This is a genomic window from Mobilicoccus pelagius NBRC 104925, assembly GCF_000247995.1.
Classification (GTDB): Bacteria; Actinomycetota; Actinomycetes; order Actinomycetales; family Dermatophilaceae; genus Mobilicoccus; species Mobilicoccus pelagius.
In genome coordinates, this window is sequence record NZ_BAFE01000073.1 from 1 (window position 1) to 13,734 (window position 13,734).

At 72.6% G+C, this 13,734-nt stretch carries 14 protein-coding genes; 4 read left to right on the forward strand and 10 right to left on the reverse strand.

The window, feature by feature from the left end; genetic code table 11:
- Positions 1-490, forward strand: a 490-nt coding sequence (locus MOPEL_RS10545; RefSeq protein ID WP_040634093.1) for a hypothetical protein, incomplete at its 5' end; no start/stop codon positions are given.
- 23 nt (positions 491-513) lie between these two features.
- On the opposite strand, the gene MOPEL_RS10550 is transcribed toward MOPEL_RS10545, so the two are convergent.
- From MOPEL_RS10550 to MOPEL_RS10570, 5 genes are all read right to left on the reverse strand, one after another.
- The gene (locus tag MOPEL_RS10550; RefSeq protein ID WP_040634096.1) at positions 514-828 is read right to left on the reverse strand and encodes a transcriptional regulator; all 315 of its coding nucleotides are present in this window, start codon (positions 826-828) and stop codon (positions 514-516) included.
- Positions 825-1,277: a hypothetical protein gene (locus MOPEL_RS10555; protein WP_009482894.1), complete on the reverse strand. Its 453-nt coding sequence runs from the start codon at positions 1,275-1,277 to the stop codon at positions 825-827. Before MOPEL_RS10555 ends, MOPEL_RS10550 begins: the two co-directional genes overlap by 4 nt.
- A gap of 121 nt (positions 1,278-1,398) precedes the next feature.
- Entirely contained in the window at positions 1,399-3,756 is a 2,358-nt protein-coding gene (locus MOPEL_RS10560; protein WP_009482895.1) for an ATP-binding cassette domain-containing protein, read from the reverse strand.
- Positions 3,757-3,892: 136 nt separating this feature from the next.
- The gene (locus tag MOPEL_RS10565; RefSeq protein WP_009482896.1) at positions 3,893-4,726 is read right to left on the reverse strand and encodes an undecaprenyl-diphosphate phosphatase; all 834 of its coding nucleotides are present in this window, start codon (positions 4,724-4,726) and stop codon (positions 3,893-3,895) included.
- A 59-nt stretch (positions 4,727-4,785) separates the two neighbouring features.
- A complete protein-coding gene (locus MOPEL_RS10570; RefSeq protein ID WP_009482897.1) occupies positions 4,786-5,340 on the reverse strand; it encodes an NUDIX hydrolase in 555 nt (184 codons plus the stop codon).
- Positions 5,341-5,444: 104 nt separating this feature from the next.
- On the opposite strand from MOPEL_RS10570, the gene MOPEL_RS10575 reads away from it, so the two are divergent.
- Entirely contained in the window at positions 5,445-5,966 is a 522-nt protein-coding gene (locus MOPEL_RS10575; protein ID WP_009482898.1) for a glycine cleavage system transcriptional repressor, read from the forward strand.
- Between the two features lie 116 nt (positions 5,967-6,082).
- Here MOPEL_RS10575 and MOPEL_RS10580 read toward each other — a convergent pair whose 3' ends face one another.
- Positions 6,083-6,256 carry a CsbD family protein gene (locus MOPEL_RS10580; protein ID WP_009482899.1) on the reverse strand — a complete coding sequence of 58 codons (174 nt, stop codon included), beginning with the start codon at positions 6,254-6,256 and terminating at the stop codon, positions 6,083-6,085.
- A 266-nt stretch (positions 6,257-6,522) separates the two neighbouring features.
- Between MOPEL_RS10580 and MOPEL_RS17300 the strand changes: the two genes are divergently transcribed.
- Together MOPEL_RS17300 and MOPEL_RS10590 are read left to right on the forward strand one after the other, a co-directional pair.
- Positions 6,523-7,842, forward strand: coding sequence for a M15 family metallopeptidase (locus tag MOPEL_RS17300; protein WP_009482900.1), 1,320 nt, complete (start codon positions 6,523-6,525; stop codon positions 7,840-7,842).
- A 182-nt stretch (positions 7,843-8,024) separates the two neighbouring features.
- Positions 8,025-8,378 (forward strand): RNA polymerase-binding protein RbpA, encoded by a 354-nt coding sequence (locus tag MOPEL_RS10590; RefSeq protein WP_009482901.1) that lies wholly within the window; start codon positions 8,025-8,027, stop codon positions 8,376-8,378.
- 152 nt (positions 8,379-8,530) lie between these two features.
- Here the strand turns inward: MOPEL_RS10590 and MOPEL_RS16060 are convergent, their stop codons facing one another.
- The 4 genes from MOPEL_RS16060 to MOPEL_RS10610 all read right to left on the reverse strand — a co-directional run bounded on the left by MOPEL_RS16060 (position 8,531) and on the right by MOPEL_RS10610 (position 13,484).
- Entirely contained in the window at positions 8,531-9,106 is a 576-nt protein-coding gene (locus tag MOPEL_RS16060) for an FxsA family protein (RefSeq protein ID WP_009482902.1), read from the reverse strand.
- A gap of 10 nt (positions 9,107-9,116) precedes the next feature.
- Positions 9,117-9,938 carry a polyprenol monophosphomannose synthase gene (locus tag MOPEL_RS10600; RefSeq protein WP_009482903.1) on the reverse strand — a complete coding sequence of 274 codons (822 nt, stop codon included), beginning with the start codon at positions 9,936-9,938 and terminating at the stop codon, positions 9,117-9,119.
- Positions 9,939-9,969: 31 nt separating this feature from the next.
- Positions 9,970-11,733, reverse strand: a complete 1,764-nt coding sequence (gene lnt, locus MOPEL_RS10605) for an apolipoprotein N-acyltransferase (protein WP_009482904.1) — start codon at positions 11,731-11,733, stop codon at positions 9,970-9,972.
- 107 nt (positions 11,734-11,840) lie between these two features.
- Entirely contained in the window at positions 11,841-13,484 is a 1,644-nt protein-coding gene (locus MOPEL_RS10610; RefSeq protein WP_009482905.1) for a methyl-accepting chemotaxis protein, read from the reverse strand.
- Between the last annotated feature and the right edge of the window lie 250 nt (positions 13,485-13,734).

Genomic DNA, 13,734 nt, shown 5'->3' on the forward strand with positions numbered 1-13,734 from the left:
AACCCCGGGGGCGGCCTCGGGCATGGCCTGCCTAGTCCCACGCCTCAACGCCGGGAACCACGCAGGCCTGCAACAGGCACTGCTCGCCGGGCTCCGCAGCGAAGTGGCAGATCTCGTGCAGCTGCTGCTGATGTTCACACCCTCGAAGCGGACTTCCTCCGCGGCGACCGCGGCCAGGATCGGCTCGATCGAGGTCCATACCGTCGACCAGCCGGCGGCGCACCCCGTTGACGGACACGTGCTCACGGGGGACCTGCTCGATCACCCACCGGCACGCCCTGCTGGTCAGCTTCACCCGCGGCACCGCCACCGCCTCGCCCTGTTCGACGAAGGTCACGACCGGGCAGCCCGTGTACCGGCACACCCACCGCCGCTTGCGCCCGCGGATCCACACCGGAGCACCGAACACTGGCACGTCGACCAGCGGGCGCTGAGCGCCCGGCTCGGACAGGAGCTGGGCCGTGACTACGAGGTGGTCTACGAGCCCTGACCCCCGATGGGCGTCGATTCCGTTCAGGGTGACGCCGCGAGGCCGCGGACGATCTCGTCGAGCGCGGCCAGGTGCGCGGCGTAGGCGGCCCGGCCGGCGCGGGTGAGGGCGAGGTCGGTGCGGGGCGTGCGGCCGACGAACTGCTTGGTGATCCGCACGTAACCGGCCTGTTCGAGGATCGCGGCGTGCTTGCTCAGCAGCGCGTAGCTGACGTCGAGGGCCTCCTTGAGAGTCTGGTAGTCGGCCTGGTCGACGGAGGCGAGGGCGCTCATGAGGGTGAACCGCACGGGCGAGTGGACGGTGTCGTCGAGTGCCTTGCGCGCCGACGCGAGGCTCACCGGCGCCCGTCCTCGGTGCGTGCGGCACCCGTGAGGCGCAGGGCGAGGATCAGCGACGGCGCGACCGCAAGCAGGGCCACGAAGCTCGTCGCCCACCACGGCGAGGCGTGCGGACCCTGGGCGATCCAGAACCACCCCGCTACGGCGACGACCAGCACCGCCCATATCCCCGCACCGCGTGCCGCGCCGTTGAACCCGCGCGGGTGGACCCGGCGGTGCCGCGCGACGCGCGACGACAGCCCCACCTGGCCGAGCAGGAAGACCGCGAGCGCGACGAACGTGAAGATCCCGCCCCAGACGGGCAGGTTCGCCGCCTGGAACACCACCGCCAGCACGACGAGCTGGAACATCGCCCATGCGGTGAGGATGCGCCCTTCGCGGGCGCTCACCCCGACCGGGGCGGTGGGGGTGCGGGTGGCGGCGGAGGTGAAGCGTCCTGGGGTGCTCATGGCTTCACCCTTCCGTACACTCAATGTTTCGTCAAGTGGTCGACGATTCGTTGTGACGGTGGCCGCGGGCTCCTCGGGACCGCCCCACGAGCACCGCGCGCCGCCCCGTGGCCCCCCGTCCTCACTCCCCCACGTATCGGGCGAGGTGCCGGCCGGTGAGGGTGGAGCGGGAGGCGACGAGGTCGGCGGGGGTGCCTTCGAAGACGATGCGGCCGCCGTCGTGGCCGGCGCCGGGGCCGAGGTCGATGATCCAGTCGGCGTGGGCCATGACGGCCTGGTGGTGCTCGATGACGACCACGGAGCGGCCGGTGCCGACGAGGCGGTCGAGGAGGGCGAGGAGGTTCTCGACGTCGGCGAGGTGCAGGCCCGAGGTCGGCTCGTCGAGGACGAGGATGCCGCCCGGCTCCCCCAGGTGGGTCGCGAGCTTGAGGCGTTGACGCTCGCCGCCCGACAGGGTCGTGAGGGGCTGCCCGATCGTCACGTAGCCGAGGCCGACGTCCTCGAGCCGGTCGAGGATCTTGGCCGCGGCGGGCACCTTCGCCTCGGCCGAGCCGAAGAACTCCCGCGCCTCGCTCACCGGCATGGCGAGGACCTGCGCGATGTGGCGCCCGCCGAACGTGTACTCGAGCACCTCGGGCTGGAACCCGAGGCCGTCGCACACCTCGCACGGGCTCGATACCGTCTCCATGAACCCGAGCTCGGTGTAGACGACCCCGGCGCCCTTGCACGTCGGGCACGCGCCCGCCGAGTTCGCGCTGAACAGCGCGGGCTTGACCCCGTTGGCCTTGGCGAACGCCTTGCGGATCGGCTCCAGCAGCCCTGTGTACGTCGCCGGGTTGGATCGCCGCGAGCCCTTGATGGCGCCCTGGTCGATCTCGACGACGTCGTCCCGCCCGCCGAGCGCGCCATGGACGAGGGAGCTCTTGCCCGACCCCGCGACACCCGTCACGGCGACGAGCACCCCGAGCGGCACGTCGACGTCGACGTCCTGCAGGTTGTGCGCGGACGCGCCGCGGATCTCGACGTGCCCCTGTGGCGTACGCACCGACTCCTTGAGGCGGGCGCGGTCGTCGAGGTGCCGCCCGGTGAGCGTCCCGGAGGCGCGCAGCCCCTCGACCGTGCCCGCGAAGCAGACCGTGCCGCCGCCGGTGCCGGCCCCCGGGCCGAGGTCGACGACGTGGTCGGCGATCGCGATGGTCTCGGGCTTGTGCTCGACGACGAGCACGGTGTTGCCCTTGTCGCGCAGCCGCACCAGCAGGTCGTTCATCCGGTCGATGTCGTGGGGGTGCAGCCCGACGGTGGGCTCGTCGAAGACGTACGTGACGTCGGTGAGCGCCGAGCCGAGGTGACGGATCATCTTGACCCGCTGCGCCTCGCCGCCCGAGAGCGACCCGGCGGGCCGGTCGAGCGAGAGGTACCCCAGGCCGATCTCGACGAAGCTGTCGAGCAGGTGCGTGAGCGAGCGCAACAGCGGCGCGCCCGAGGGGGCGTCGAGGTCGCGCACCCACGCGGCGAGGTCGGTGATCTGCATGGCGCAGCACTTGGCGATGTTCGTCCCGGCGATGCGGGATTCGAGCGCGTGCCGGGCCAGGCGGGTGCCGCCGCACTCGGGGCACGGCAGGAACACGACGGCGCGGTCGACGAACGCGCGGATGTGCGGCTGCATCGCCTCCCGGTCCTTCGACAGGATCGACGTGCGGATGCGCGGCAGGATCCCCTCGTACGTGAGGTTGACGCCGTCGACGCGGATCCTCGTCGCCTCCTTGTGCAGGAGGTCGTCGAGCTGCGCGGGCGTGAACTCCCCCACCGGCGTGTCCATGTCGAACCCGAACCCGGCGAAGATGCGCCCGTACCAGCCGTCCATCGAGTATCCGGGCACGAGGATCGCCCCGTCCGCCAGGGATTTGGTGGGGTCGTAGATCGCCGTGAGGTCGATGTCGGAGACGTGCCCGGTGCCCTCGCAGGTCGGGCACATGCCGCCCGTGATCGAGAACGTGCGCTTCTCCTTCGTCCCCTTGCGAGCGCCGGTCTGGATCGTCACGGCGCCGGCTCCGGTGACGGAGGGCACGTTGAACGAGTACGCCTGCGGGGAGCCGACGTGCGGGTCGCCGAGGCGTGAGAACAGCACGCGCAGCAGGGCGTTCGCGTCGGTGGCGGTGCCGACGGTCGAGCGGATGTTCGCGCCCAAGCGTTCCTGGTCGACGGTGATCGCCGGGGTGAGGCCCTCGAGCACGTCGACGTCGGGGCGGGCGAGGCTTGGCAGGAATCCCTGGACGAACGCCGGGTACGTCTCGTCGATCATCCGCCGCGACTCCGCCGCGATCGTGTCGAACACGAGCGAGCTCTTGCCCGAGCCGCTCACGCCCGTGAACACGGTGAGGCGCCGCTTGGGGATCTCGACGGTGACGTCGCGCAGGTTGTTCTCCCGCGCCCCCTCCACGCGGATGACGTCGTGACGGTCGGCGGGGTGCGCGGTCATGGGTCTCCCTGCGGGTGAGGACGCCTCAGGGGTGGGTGGACGGTGGGCGTCCCGATCATTGTGGGGCAGCCCGCCTCCGACCCGCGTCAGGCGCGACCGCCGAGCGACACGACCGGGCGAGGAGTCGGGGGGCCGCTCAGACCTGGTCGTCGGGGCGCACGACGCCGGCGGCGAGGAGCGCTGCGACGAGTCCCGCGAGCGCGACGCGGTACCGGACGAACAGGCGCAGGTCGGCCTCGGCGAGGTGGTGCATGAACCAGCCGATGACGACGTACCCGGTGCCGAACGCGACGCCGGTGGCGGCGGCGATGCGGCACCACTCCGGCGGTTCGGGGTCGTGGGTGACGTCGAGGGCCTGCTGCGCCCCCGAGAGGAGCACGGCGGGGATCGCGAGGAGGAAGCTGTACCGGGCCGCGTCGGGTCGCGGGTAGCCGAGGAGGAGACCCCCGGTGATCGTCGCGCCGGATCGGGACACGCCCGGCACGAGCGAGAGGGACTGCGCCCAGCCGAACCGGACGCCGTCGCGCACGGTCATGTCGCCGAGTCCCCTGTCGGGCTCGGCGATCTCGTCGACGACGGCCATGACGACGCCGAACCCCGCGAGCATCGCCGCGGTGAGCTGCAGGTCGCGGAACGGCCCGGTGATGAGGTGCCGCAGCCCGGCGCCGACGACGCACACGGGCACCGTGCCCGCGACGATCGACCAGCCGAGACGCGCGTCGGGGTCCTCGTGCGGCACCCGCCCCGTCACCGCGCCGGTCCAGCCGCGGACGATGCGGGTGACGTCGTCGCGGAACCACCAGAGCACGGCGGCCTCGGTGCCGAGCTGCGTCACCGCCGTGAACGCGGCGCCGGGGTCACGCCCGCCGAACAGCCGCCCGACGAGGGAGACGTGGGCGCTCGAGGAGACGGGGAGGAACTCGGTGAGCCCCTGCACCGCCCCGAGCGTGAGGGCCACGCCCCACCCCATCCGGGCAGGGCGTGCGGGGAGGGTGGCGCGCGCGTCGCTGCAACGCCGACGGGGGCGTCTCACCCGACGGCCTCGGTGTGGACGGCGTACGAGCCGCTGCGGTGGTCCTCGACCCACAGCTCGAGCCCGCGCCGCACGGTGCGGAACGCCAGCTCGTCCCACGGGATCTCGTCGATCGTGAACAGCCCGTTCTCGATCGTCTCCGGCCCCGCCTCCAGGTCGAGGTCGAGGAGACGGGCACGGAACAGTACGTGCACCTGGCCGACGTGGACGACGTCGATCGCGCTGAACAGGCCGAGGAGCTCGACGCGCGCGCCGGCCTCCTCCCGCGTCTCGCGGGCGGCGCCCTCGCCGAGGGTCTCCCCCAGTTCGAGGAACCCCGCCGGCAGCGTCCAGTAGCCCTTGCGGGGCTCGATGTTGCGGCGGCAGAGAAGGATCCGCTCGTCGGGTCCGCCCTCGTCCCACACCGGGATCGTGCCGACGACGTTGATCGGGTTGACGTAGTCGATGTACCCGCAGTTCGGGCAGCACGGGCGCAGCCGGTCCTCCATGTCGGGGATGTGCTGCTCGGTGGGGGTCCCGCAGCGACGACAGAAGCGGATCTCGACGGCCATGTCCGAAACTCTAGAGTGCGCGAGCGGGCACGCCCGGGAGGTGTCCCTCGGTAGGCTCGTGGCGCCCTGGCATGCGATGCCGCTCCGACGAACAGGTGGACGACGTGGACGTACTCGTGGTGGCCTTCACCGGCGACGATGCTCCGGGGCTGGTTCATGCCCTCGCGGAGGTCGTCTCGGACCACGGCGGCAACTGGGAGTCGAGCCACATGGTCTCGTGGCACGGCGTGTTCGCCGGCACCCTCGTCGTCTCCGCCGAGCGGGACCGCTGCGAGGCGCTCGCCGAGGACCTGCGCGCCCTCGACGGCATGCTCCAGGTGACCGTGCACCACGCCTCCGGCACCCCGGAGCGTCCCCACGCGCAGTCGCTCCACCTCGACGTCGTCGGCGGCGACCACCCCGGCATCGTCGAGGACATCGCCGCCGCCATCGCCCGCCCCCGGGTCAACGTCCGCTGCCTCGACAGCGAGAGCCGGCCCGCCGCCGCCGACGGCGCGCACGAGTTCCACGTCCACGCCGAACTCGAGGTCGGCGCCGACGTCGACGTCGCCGCGTGGGGCGAGGAGCTCCGTTCCCGGGGAGAGGCCGTCGGTGTCACGGTCGACCTCGTCCCCGTCGAGGACTGACGCCCCCCCCGCACTGCGTCCGAGGTCTGCCCCACGACGAGCCGAGGGCGGGGGAGCATCGCGCCCCCCGCCCTCGGCTCGGCCACGTCACCCGAGAGGGCGCGTGGTCGTGGACGTCACTTCTCGAAGGCGTCCTTGACGTTCTCGCCGGCCTGCTTGAGGTCGGCACCCATCTGGTCGCCCTTGCCCTCGGCCTGGAGGCCCTTGTCGTCGGTGGCCTTGCCGGCCGCCTCCTTGGCCTTTCCACCGAGGTCCTGGGCGGTGTTCTCGAGCTTGTCGCCGATACCCATGTGCCACTCCTTCGTGCGGGGACGTACGGACACCGGCACGTTACGTCGGCGTGTCGGGCGGCGCCAGATCCCGGCTCCGTCGGCGCGGCGGAACCGTCGGTGGCCGCGAGGTGAACAGTGGCCTGAACAGGGACGATGCCACGCCGAGGTCAGACGTCCGAACGGGCCGGCGCGTTTGTCGCGGAGGGAAACACCGGGCTACCGTGGATGTCGGTGGGGCCGTGCGTCGTCGCGTACGGACGATGCGGACGAGGGGTGGACGAGGGATGCAGAAACGCCGGTGGACGACTGCTGCGACGGTCGCCCTCCTCTCGCTCGGTGTGTTCGGCGCCCCGGCGGAGGCCGCCCCCCGCACCTCCCCGATCGTCTCCACCCGGGTGGGCAGCGCGCCCGCCTCGAAGGACCACGGCTCGGGCAACTCCGACGTCCCACGCGCCTTCGGACCCGGAACGGTCGCGAACCCCGCTCCCACGGTGCCCCCTCGTGCGGGAGCCGACGAGCGAGCCCCGCTCACCGCGGGTCAGGTGCAGGCCCAGGTGGCCGAGGCGACGCGGCTGCAGGAGCAGCTCACGAAGGACGACGCTCAGCTCGCCGTCGCCGGCGGCAAGCTCGCCGAACTCGCGGCCGCGTCGAACACCCGGATGAACGCCGTGACGGAGGCCCGCGCCGCGGAGGACGCCGCGCGACAGGCCGAGAAGCGCGCCACCGTCGAGCTCGGCGCGCTCACCAAGGAGGTCGCCGCCGCCCGCGCCGACCTCGACGGCATGGCCTACTCCGCCTACGTCAACGGCTCCGGCATGCTCGGGCACGTCGCCGCGCTCGTCGACCTCGTCGGCTCCGGGGGTGCCCGTGCCGACGCCGCCGCCAAGGCCGACTACCTCGCCAAGGCGCGCTCCGCCGACGAGGAGCACTACGCCAGACTCGCCGCCGAGCAGCGCCGCACCGCGGCCTCGGCCGCCGCCGCACGGGCCCGCAGCGAGGCCGCCGCCGCCGAGGCGGAGAAGGCGCAGAAGGCCGCCGCCGATGCGGTGAAGCAGCAGCAGGCCGCGGTCGCCGAGCTGCAGAAGCTCACCGGCGAGCGGCGCGCCCGCCTCGAGGCACTCGGTGTCGACGGCGGCATGCTCGCCGGGGTCGACCTCGCCACGCTCGGGCAGGTGACGACGACGCCCCTGTGCACCGAGGAGAAGGTCGCCCACCCCAACGGGCAGTGGCCCGGATCCGCGCTGTGCGCACTGCGCACCGCCCCCGGGCACATGCTCCGCCCGTCGGCCGCGCGCGCCTACGACGCGATGTCCGCCGCCTACGCCACGGCCCACCGAGCACCCCTGTGCGTCACCGACAGCTACCGCAGTCTCGCCGCGCAGATCGACGTCAAGCGACGCAAGCCCACCCTCGCCGCCACTCCCGGCACGAGCAACCACGGCCTCGGCCTCGCCGTCGACCTCTGCGGCGGCATCGAGAGCTTCGGCACCCCCCAGTACATCTGGATGAAGCAGCACGCTCCCCTGTTCGGCTTCTACCACCCCGGCTGGGCCGAGCCGACGGGCTCCAAGCCCGAGCCGTGGCATTGGGAGTTCGCCGGCTGACGCATCGTCGCCGCGCCCGACCCGTGGTGACGATTCGCGGGTGGTCACGGAATCGGGGAGAATGCCCCGAGCGGTATTCGGAACATCCACGCGCCCCGGCGCGTTCTTACCGAGCGCCCACACCCGCCCGGTGCACGTAGGCGGGTCGTCGCCCGGGCAGTCGAAAGTGATGGAGGAAGTCGATGGCAGAGCGATCGTTGCGGGGCACCAACCTCTCGGCGCTGAGTATGGAGACCGACGAGAACGTCATTCTCAGCGAACGCCGCATCACGCGGTACGTGTGCGAGAACAAGCACATCAGCGAGCTCCCGTTCTCGGTCGAGGCCGACGTTCCGCCCGTCTGGGAGTGCCGGTGCGGCCTCGAGGCCAAGCTCGTCGACGGGCCGGAGCCCGAGACGAAGCCGACCAAGGTGGCACGTACCCACTGGGACATGCTGCTCGAGCGTCGGTCGATCTCCGAGTTGCAGGAGCTGCTCGAGGAGCGTCTCGACCTCCTGCGCACCTCGAGAGGACAGAAGCCCAAGAAGAAGAAGTGACGAGGCACCCGGCCGTCCGCGGCCGGGTCGCCCACCGACGAGAAGACCGCCACCCGAACCTCGGGTGGCGGTCTTCTCGTCGGTGGGCGGGATCGGCGGCAAGGATCACCCCTGCGCGGTCTGCCCCCGGGGAAGGCAGGGGCGTCCGGTCGTCAGCGGCGTTCCGAGTCGGGACGCAGGTCGACGTGCGGCAGGACGTGGGAGGCGGGAGTGACCGGCGGCGTCGGGTCGCCGAGGCGCACCGACCGGACGACGTTCGCCCGCACGTCCATGCGACGCTCGACAGCCCGGTGCAGGAGACGGGCGGCCGCCGGCCGGGCGACCGGCAGGAGCAGGACGAGCGCGGCGACGTCGGTGAGGAACCCCGGCAGGACGAGGAGCGCCCCGGCGAAGAGGACGATCGCCGCGTTGGCTACCTCCGCCGTCGGCATGCGACCGGCGCGGGTGGCCTCCGTGAGGGACCGCCACGCCGAGAGGCCCTCACGCTTCATGAGCCACAGCCCGAGGACGGCGACGACGAGCAGGACGAGCACCGTCGGCAGCACGCCGATCGACCGGCCCGCGAGGACGAGCGCGGCGACCTCCACGACGGGCAGGAGGACGGCGAGGACCACGACCGCGAGCAGCGTCGGGCGCAGCCGACGACGTCCACGGGGGGCGGAACCGGTGAGCTGCGGGCCCGGGTGCACGATGCGCGGGCCCGAGCGCGGAGGGAAGGGGGACGACACGGTGGTGCTCCTAGCGGCGCGCGGACCCCCCGGACCGACGGGAGGAGAGTAGTCCGCGAACCTGGTCGTACCGGTAACGCACACCCCATGCCGTGACGTTCCGCAACGACTCGGCGAAGATGTCGCGGCTCATCTTCGAGTCGCCCGCGTCGCGCTCGACGAACGTGATGGGGACCTCGACGACGCGCATCCCCGCGCGCACGACGCGCCACGTGAGGTCGACCTGGAAGCAGTAGCCCTGGGAGGCGACGCCGTCGAGGTCGATGTGACGCAGGGCTTCGGCGCGGTAGGCGCGGAACCCGGCCGTCGCGTCCATGACGGGCATGCCGAGGAGCATCCGCACGTACTGGTTGCCGCCGACGGAGAGGAACAGGCGGTGCGGAGGCCAGTTCTCGATGTCGCCACCCGAGACCCAGCGGGACCCGATGACGAGGTCCGCCGTCGGCGCCGCGGCGAGGACGGCCGGGAGGTCCTGAGGGCGGTGGGAGCCGTCGGCGTCCATCTCGACGAGGGTGTCGTAACCGCGGTCGAGCGCCCACGCGAACCCGGCGAGGTAGGCCCGACCGAGCCCCTCCTTGCCGGTGCGGTGGAGGACGTGGACCGCGGGGTCGGTCTCGGCGAGGGTGTCGGCGATGTCGCCCGTGCCGTCGGGCGAGGCGTCGTCGATGACGAGGACGTCGACCTGCGGACACACGGCACGCACCTGGGTGACCTGCCGGACGATCGAGTCCTTCTCGTTGTACGTCGGGATGAGGACGACGACGCGCTCCACCGGAGCGCTCGAGAAGAGTCGCCCGGGGGCGTGGGGCCGGGGGCGAGGAACGGCGGGCATGGATCTCCTCGGGGTGGGTCGAACGGCCAGTCTATCGAGCGGGGGTTGCGCGGCCGCGGCGCCGCCCGGGCAGCAGTAGCCCCGCGGCGGCGAGTGCGGCGAAGGCGGCATCGGGGAAGACCCCGAGACGCGTCGCGAGGGTGGCCGTGTCGCGTAGGGGCAGCGTGCCCGAGACGACCGCAGGGGTGAAGAGCTCGGTCGCCCCGTGCGCCACCCCGTCGGGGGTGACGAGCGCGCTGATGCCGACGTTGCTCGCGTGGACGACGCCCCGCCCGTACTGCACCGCCCGCACCCGACTGATCGCGAGCTGCTGGGCGGACTCGGCCGAGAAGTCGAACATCGCGTTGTTCGTCTGCACGACGAGGAGGTTGGCACCCTCCCCCACGGCCGCGTCCATGACGTGGTCGACGGCGACCTCGAAGCAGATGCCGAGTCCGGCGCGGATCGTGCCGCCGCCGTCCCGGAGTGGCACCTCGACGACACCCGGCGTGTGACCGGGCACGAAGTCCCGCTCGAGGAGGTCGACCTGGCGGGTGATCGCGCGGAAGAACGCCCGGTACGGCATGAACTCGGCGAACGGCACGAGCGCCTGCTTGTCGTAGCGCACGGACGTCGCGCCGACGCCGGGCTCCCAGAGGATCGACGTGTTCGTGAGGTCGTTGCGGCCCCCGCCGAGGACCGCCCCGACGAGGACCGGACGCCCGATCGCGTCGACCGCCCCGTCGACGACGATCCCCGCGTCGCGGTTGACGAAGGGGTCGATGTCGCTCGCATTCTCGGGCCACACGACGAGATCCGGCATGGGGAGCCGGCCCGCGGCGATGTCGTCGGCCGCCTGCCGCGTGACGCGGCCGTGGTTGTCGAGGATCTGTCGCCGCTTCGCGTTGAAGTCGAGACCCGTGCGCGGCGCGTCGCCCTGGACGGCCATGAGCCTCGCGGGGATGCCGTCCGTCGGCGTGGGGACGAGCATCGGCGTCGTCGCGACGAGGAGTGCCGCGACGGTGGGGACGAGGATGGGGACGAGCGCCGGACGCGACGACGTGACCGCGGGGGATCTCGTGCTCGACGCGGCATGGGAGCCGGTCGGCTCGTGGGCGTGGGCGTGGGCGTGGGCGTGGGCGACGGCGGATGCGTCGTGGTGCGCGTCGTGGCATGAGCCGACGGTGCGGTCGCTCCCGCCCTGCGTGCGGGCCGTGGTGCGGGCGTGGCGGAGGGCGTCGACGGCGGCGAGGACGAGACATCCGAGGAGCGCGGTGCCGAACCCGAGGAGGGCGGGGCCGCCCCACGCGGCGAGATGGAGGAGCGGGCCGTCGGCCTGGCTGTAGGCGACGCGTCCCCAGGGGAACCCGCCGAACGGCCCCGAGGCGCGGGCCCATTCGCACGCCGACCAGCTCGCGGCGACGACGACGGGCCACCACGGGCCCCACGGTGCGCCGGACCGGAGAGCGCCGAATCGTGCAGCGGAGGCGGTGTGGTCGGTGGACGCATGCGCACGACGGCGCCGGTGCGCGACCGCGACGAGCGTACCGAATACCCCGACGAAGACGGCCTCCGCGGTCGCGAGCGCGAGCCACGGGAGCGGGCCGACGTGGAGACCCGTCCACGAGACGTAGGGGACGAACCATCCCAGGCCCGCGACGAACCCGAGCCCGAACCCGGCAGCCGGGCGGACGTCGCGGCACGCGGCGACGATCAGGGCGATGCCGAGCGGGGCCGCCGCCCACACGCCGATGTCGGGGAACGCGATCCAGACGAGGAGGCCTCCGAGGAGAGCGAGGACGGGACGGCGCAGCACCCGCTCAGACTAGGGGCTCCCCCGTCTTTCCCCGCCCGCCCCGGAGTCCGGGCTCGGTGGGGCGGTGGCGGAGATGACACCCGTCGGGCGGGTGGCGACGGCGGTCGTCAGTACCGGAACCGGCCGACGAGCGACTGGAGCTCCTGGGCCCGGCCCGCGAGCTCCTGCGCCGCGTGGGCGGTGTCCCCGGCGGCCTGTGTCGTCTCGGCGGAGGCCTGGGAGACCTCGCCGACGTATGCGGCGATCTGCGTGGCGCCGGTCGAGGCGTCGGAGACGTTGCGGCCCATCTCGTTCGTCGTCGCGGTCTGCTCCTCGACCGCGCTGGCGATGGTGGCCTGGGTGTCGTTGATCTGCGCGATGATCGAGCCGATCTGGGAGATCGCGGCGACGGCGGCCTCGGTGTCGACCTGGATCGCCTCGACCCGGCGGCCGATGTCCTCGGTCGCCTTGCTCGTCTCCTGGGCGAGGTCCTTGACCTCGTTGGCGACGACGGCGAAGCCCTTGCCCGCCTCCCCGGCACGCGCCGCCTCGATCGTCGCGTTCAACGCGAGGAGATTCGTCTGCTCCGCGATGCTCGTGATCGTCTTGATGACGTTGCCGATCTCGACCGAGCTCTCACCGAGCTTCGCGACGGTCCCGTTCGTCCGGTCTGCGACCTGCACGGCACTGGCGGCCACACCGGCGGCGTCGTTCGCGTTCTTCGCGATCTCCCGGATGCTCGCGGTCATCTCCTCGGTGCCCGCGGCCACCGTCGAGACGTTCTGAGAGACCTCGCCCGCCGAGCCCGCGGCGGCGTCGGCGCGCTGGGCGCTGAGGGTCGCCGAGGAGTTCATCTGGGCGGCCGTCGCGGTGAGCTCCTCCGAGGCGGCCGCGACGGTGCCGGACGCCTGGCCGACGTCGCGGAGCACCCCCCGCAGCGACTCGCGGCTCTCCTCGAGGGCCCGCGCCATGTCGCCGATCTCGTCGTTCGTCGACACCTCGGCACCGACGCGCAGGTCGCCCTCACCCATCGCCCGCACACTCGTGAGGACGCTGCGGACACCGCGGAGGATGTTCCCGGAGATGCGCCCCGTGAGCACGGTGAGCGCGAGCGCCGCGAGGAGGAGACCGGCGAGGGAGATCCACATCGCGCGGTTCTCCGCGGAGGCGGCCGCGGCCTTCGACTGGGCGACCGCCGTCGTGATCGCCGAGTCGATCTCGCCGTACGCGGATCGGATCTCGTTGACGGACGCGGCGGACTCCGTCGCGCCGAGACGCTTCGCCTCGGCGAGATCGGCCGGCTTGCCCGTCTTCACGAGGCCCGCGATGCGGTCGTCGTTGGCCTTCCATCCGTCGACGGCCTTCGCCATCGTCGCGAAGGCCTGCTTGCCCTCGGCGGAGTCGGCGCCGGCGCCGAGCTCCTTCAGGTGGGTGTCGAGCTCCTTCGAGGCCTCGAGGTACGCGGCCCGGCTCGGTGACGACGGATCCACGGCCTTCGCGCCGATCTCGTCGGCCTCGAGGAGGTACCCGTTCTGCTGCCCGTCGAGTTCGCTGATCTCACCGTTCACTGCCTCGACGAGGCGACCGGCCGTGAGGGCCCCCGCCTGCGACTCCGCTGCGGCGTCGAGCCGTGCGAGGGAGGAGAGGTTGAGAAGGGTCAGCAGAACCGCGACGAGGAGGCCGGAACCTCCGAGTGCGGTGAGCTTCGCCCGGATCCCCACCCGGCGTCGGGTGGGGGTGGTGTCGGGGACGTCGTGCTCCGAGATGCTCATCGTGATCCTTGGCCGGACGTGGTTGATCACGTCCCGGCGTGGCATGGCGGCGCAGTGCACCGCGGGGTGGGGAGGGGGGTGTCACCGTGCCCATCGGCAGCGAACGGCCGGAAACGAGGACCGCCAGCGGATCGTGCGCCTCCTCGCGGGAGGGCCCGCGGGCGCGTCGTCCTCGCGGGCGCCCGCGAGGGGGCGAGGCCTGCACACCGGTGGGGCCAGACTCCCGCCGCCAGGAGGCGGAGAGCCTGTT

What these genes read in the sequence shown, in the direction of transcription:
- MOPEL_RS10600 (WP_009482903.1), bottom strand. Translation starts at nt 9,938, where the DNA reads ATGCCCGCCGTTCCTCGCCCCCGGCCCCACGCCCCCGGGCGACTCTTC.
- MOPEL_RS17300 (WP_009482900.1), top strand. Translation starts at nt 6,523, where the DNA reads ATGCAGAAACGCCGGTGGACGACTGCTGCGACGGTCGCCCTCCTCTCG.
- MOPEL_RS10570 (WP_009482897.1), bottom strand. Translation starts at nt 5,340, where the DNA reads ATGGCCGTCGAGATCCGCTTCTGTCGTCGCTGCGGGACCCCCACCGAG.
- MOPEL_RS10555 (WP_009482894.1), bottom strand. Translation starts at nt 1,277, where the DNA reads ATGAGCACCCCAGGACGCTTCACCTCCGCCGCCACCCGCACCCCCACC.
- MOPEL_RS10560 (WP_009482895.1), bottom strand. Translation starts at nt 3,756, where the DNA reads ATGACCGCGCACCCCGCCGACCGTCACGACGTCATCCGCGTGGAGGGG.
- MOPEL_RS10580 (WP_009482899.1), bottom strand. Translation starts at nt 6,256, where the DNA reads ATGGGTATCGGCGACAAGCTCGAGAACACCGCCCAGGACCTCGGTGGA.
- MOPEL_RS10610 (WP_009482905.1), bottom strand. Translation starts at nt 13,484, where the DNA reads ATGAGCATCTCGGAGCACGACGTCCCCGACACCACCCCCACCCGACGC.
- MOPEL_RS10590 (WP_009482901.1), top strand. Translation starts at nt 8,025, where the DNA reads ATGGCAGAGCGATCGTTGCGGGGCACCAACCTCTCGGCGCTGAGTATG.
- MOPEL_RS10565 (WP_009482896.1), bottom strand. Translation starts at nt 4,726, where the DNA reads ATGGGGTGGGGCGTGGCCCTCACGCTCGGGGCGGTGCAGGGGCTCACC.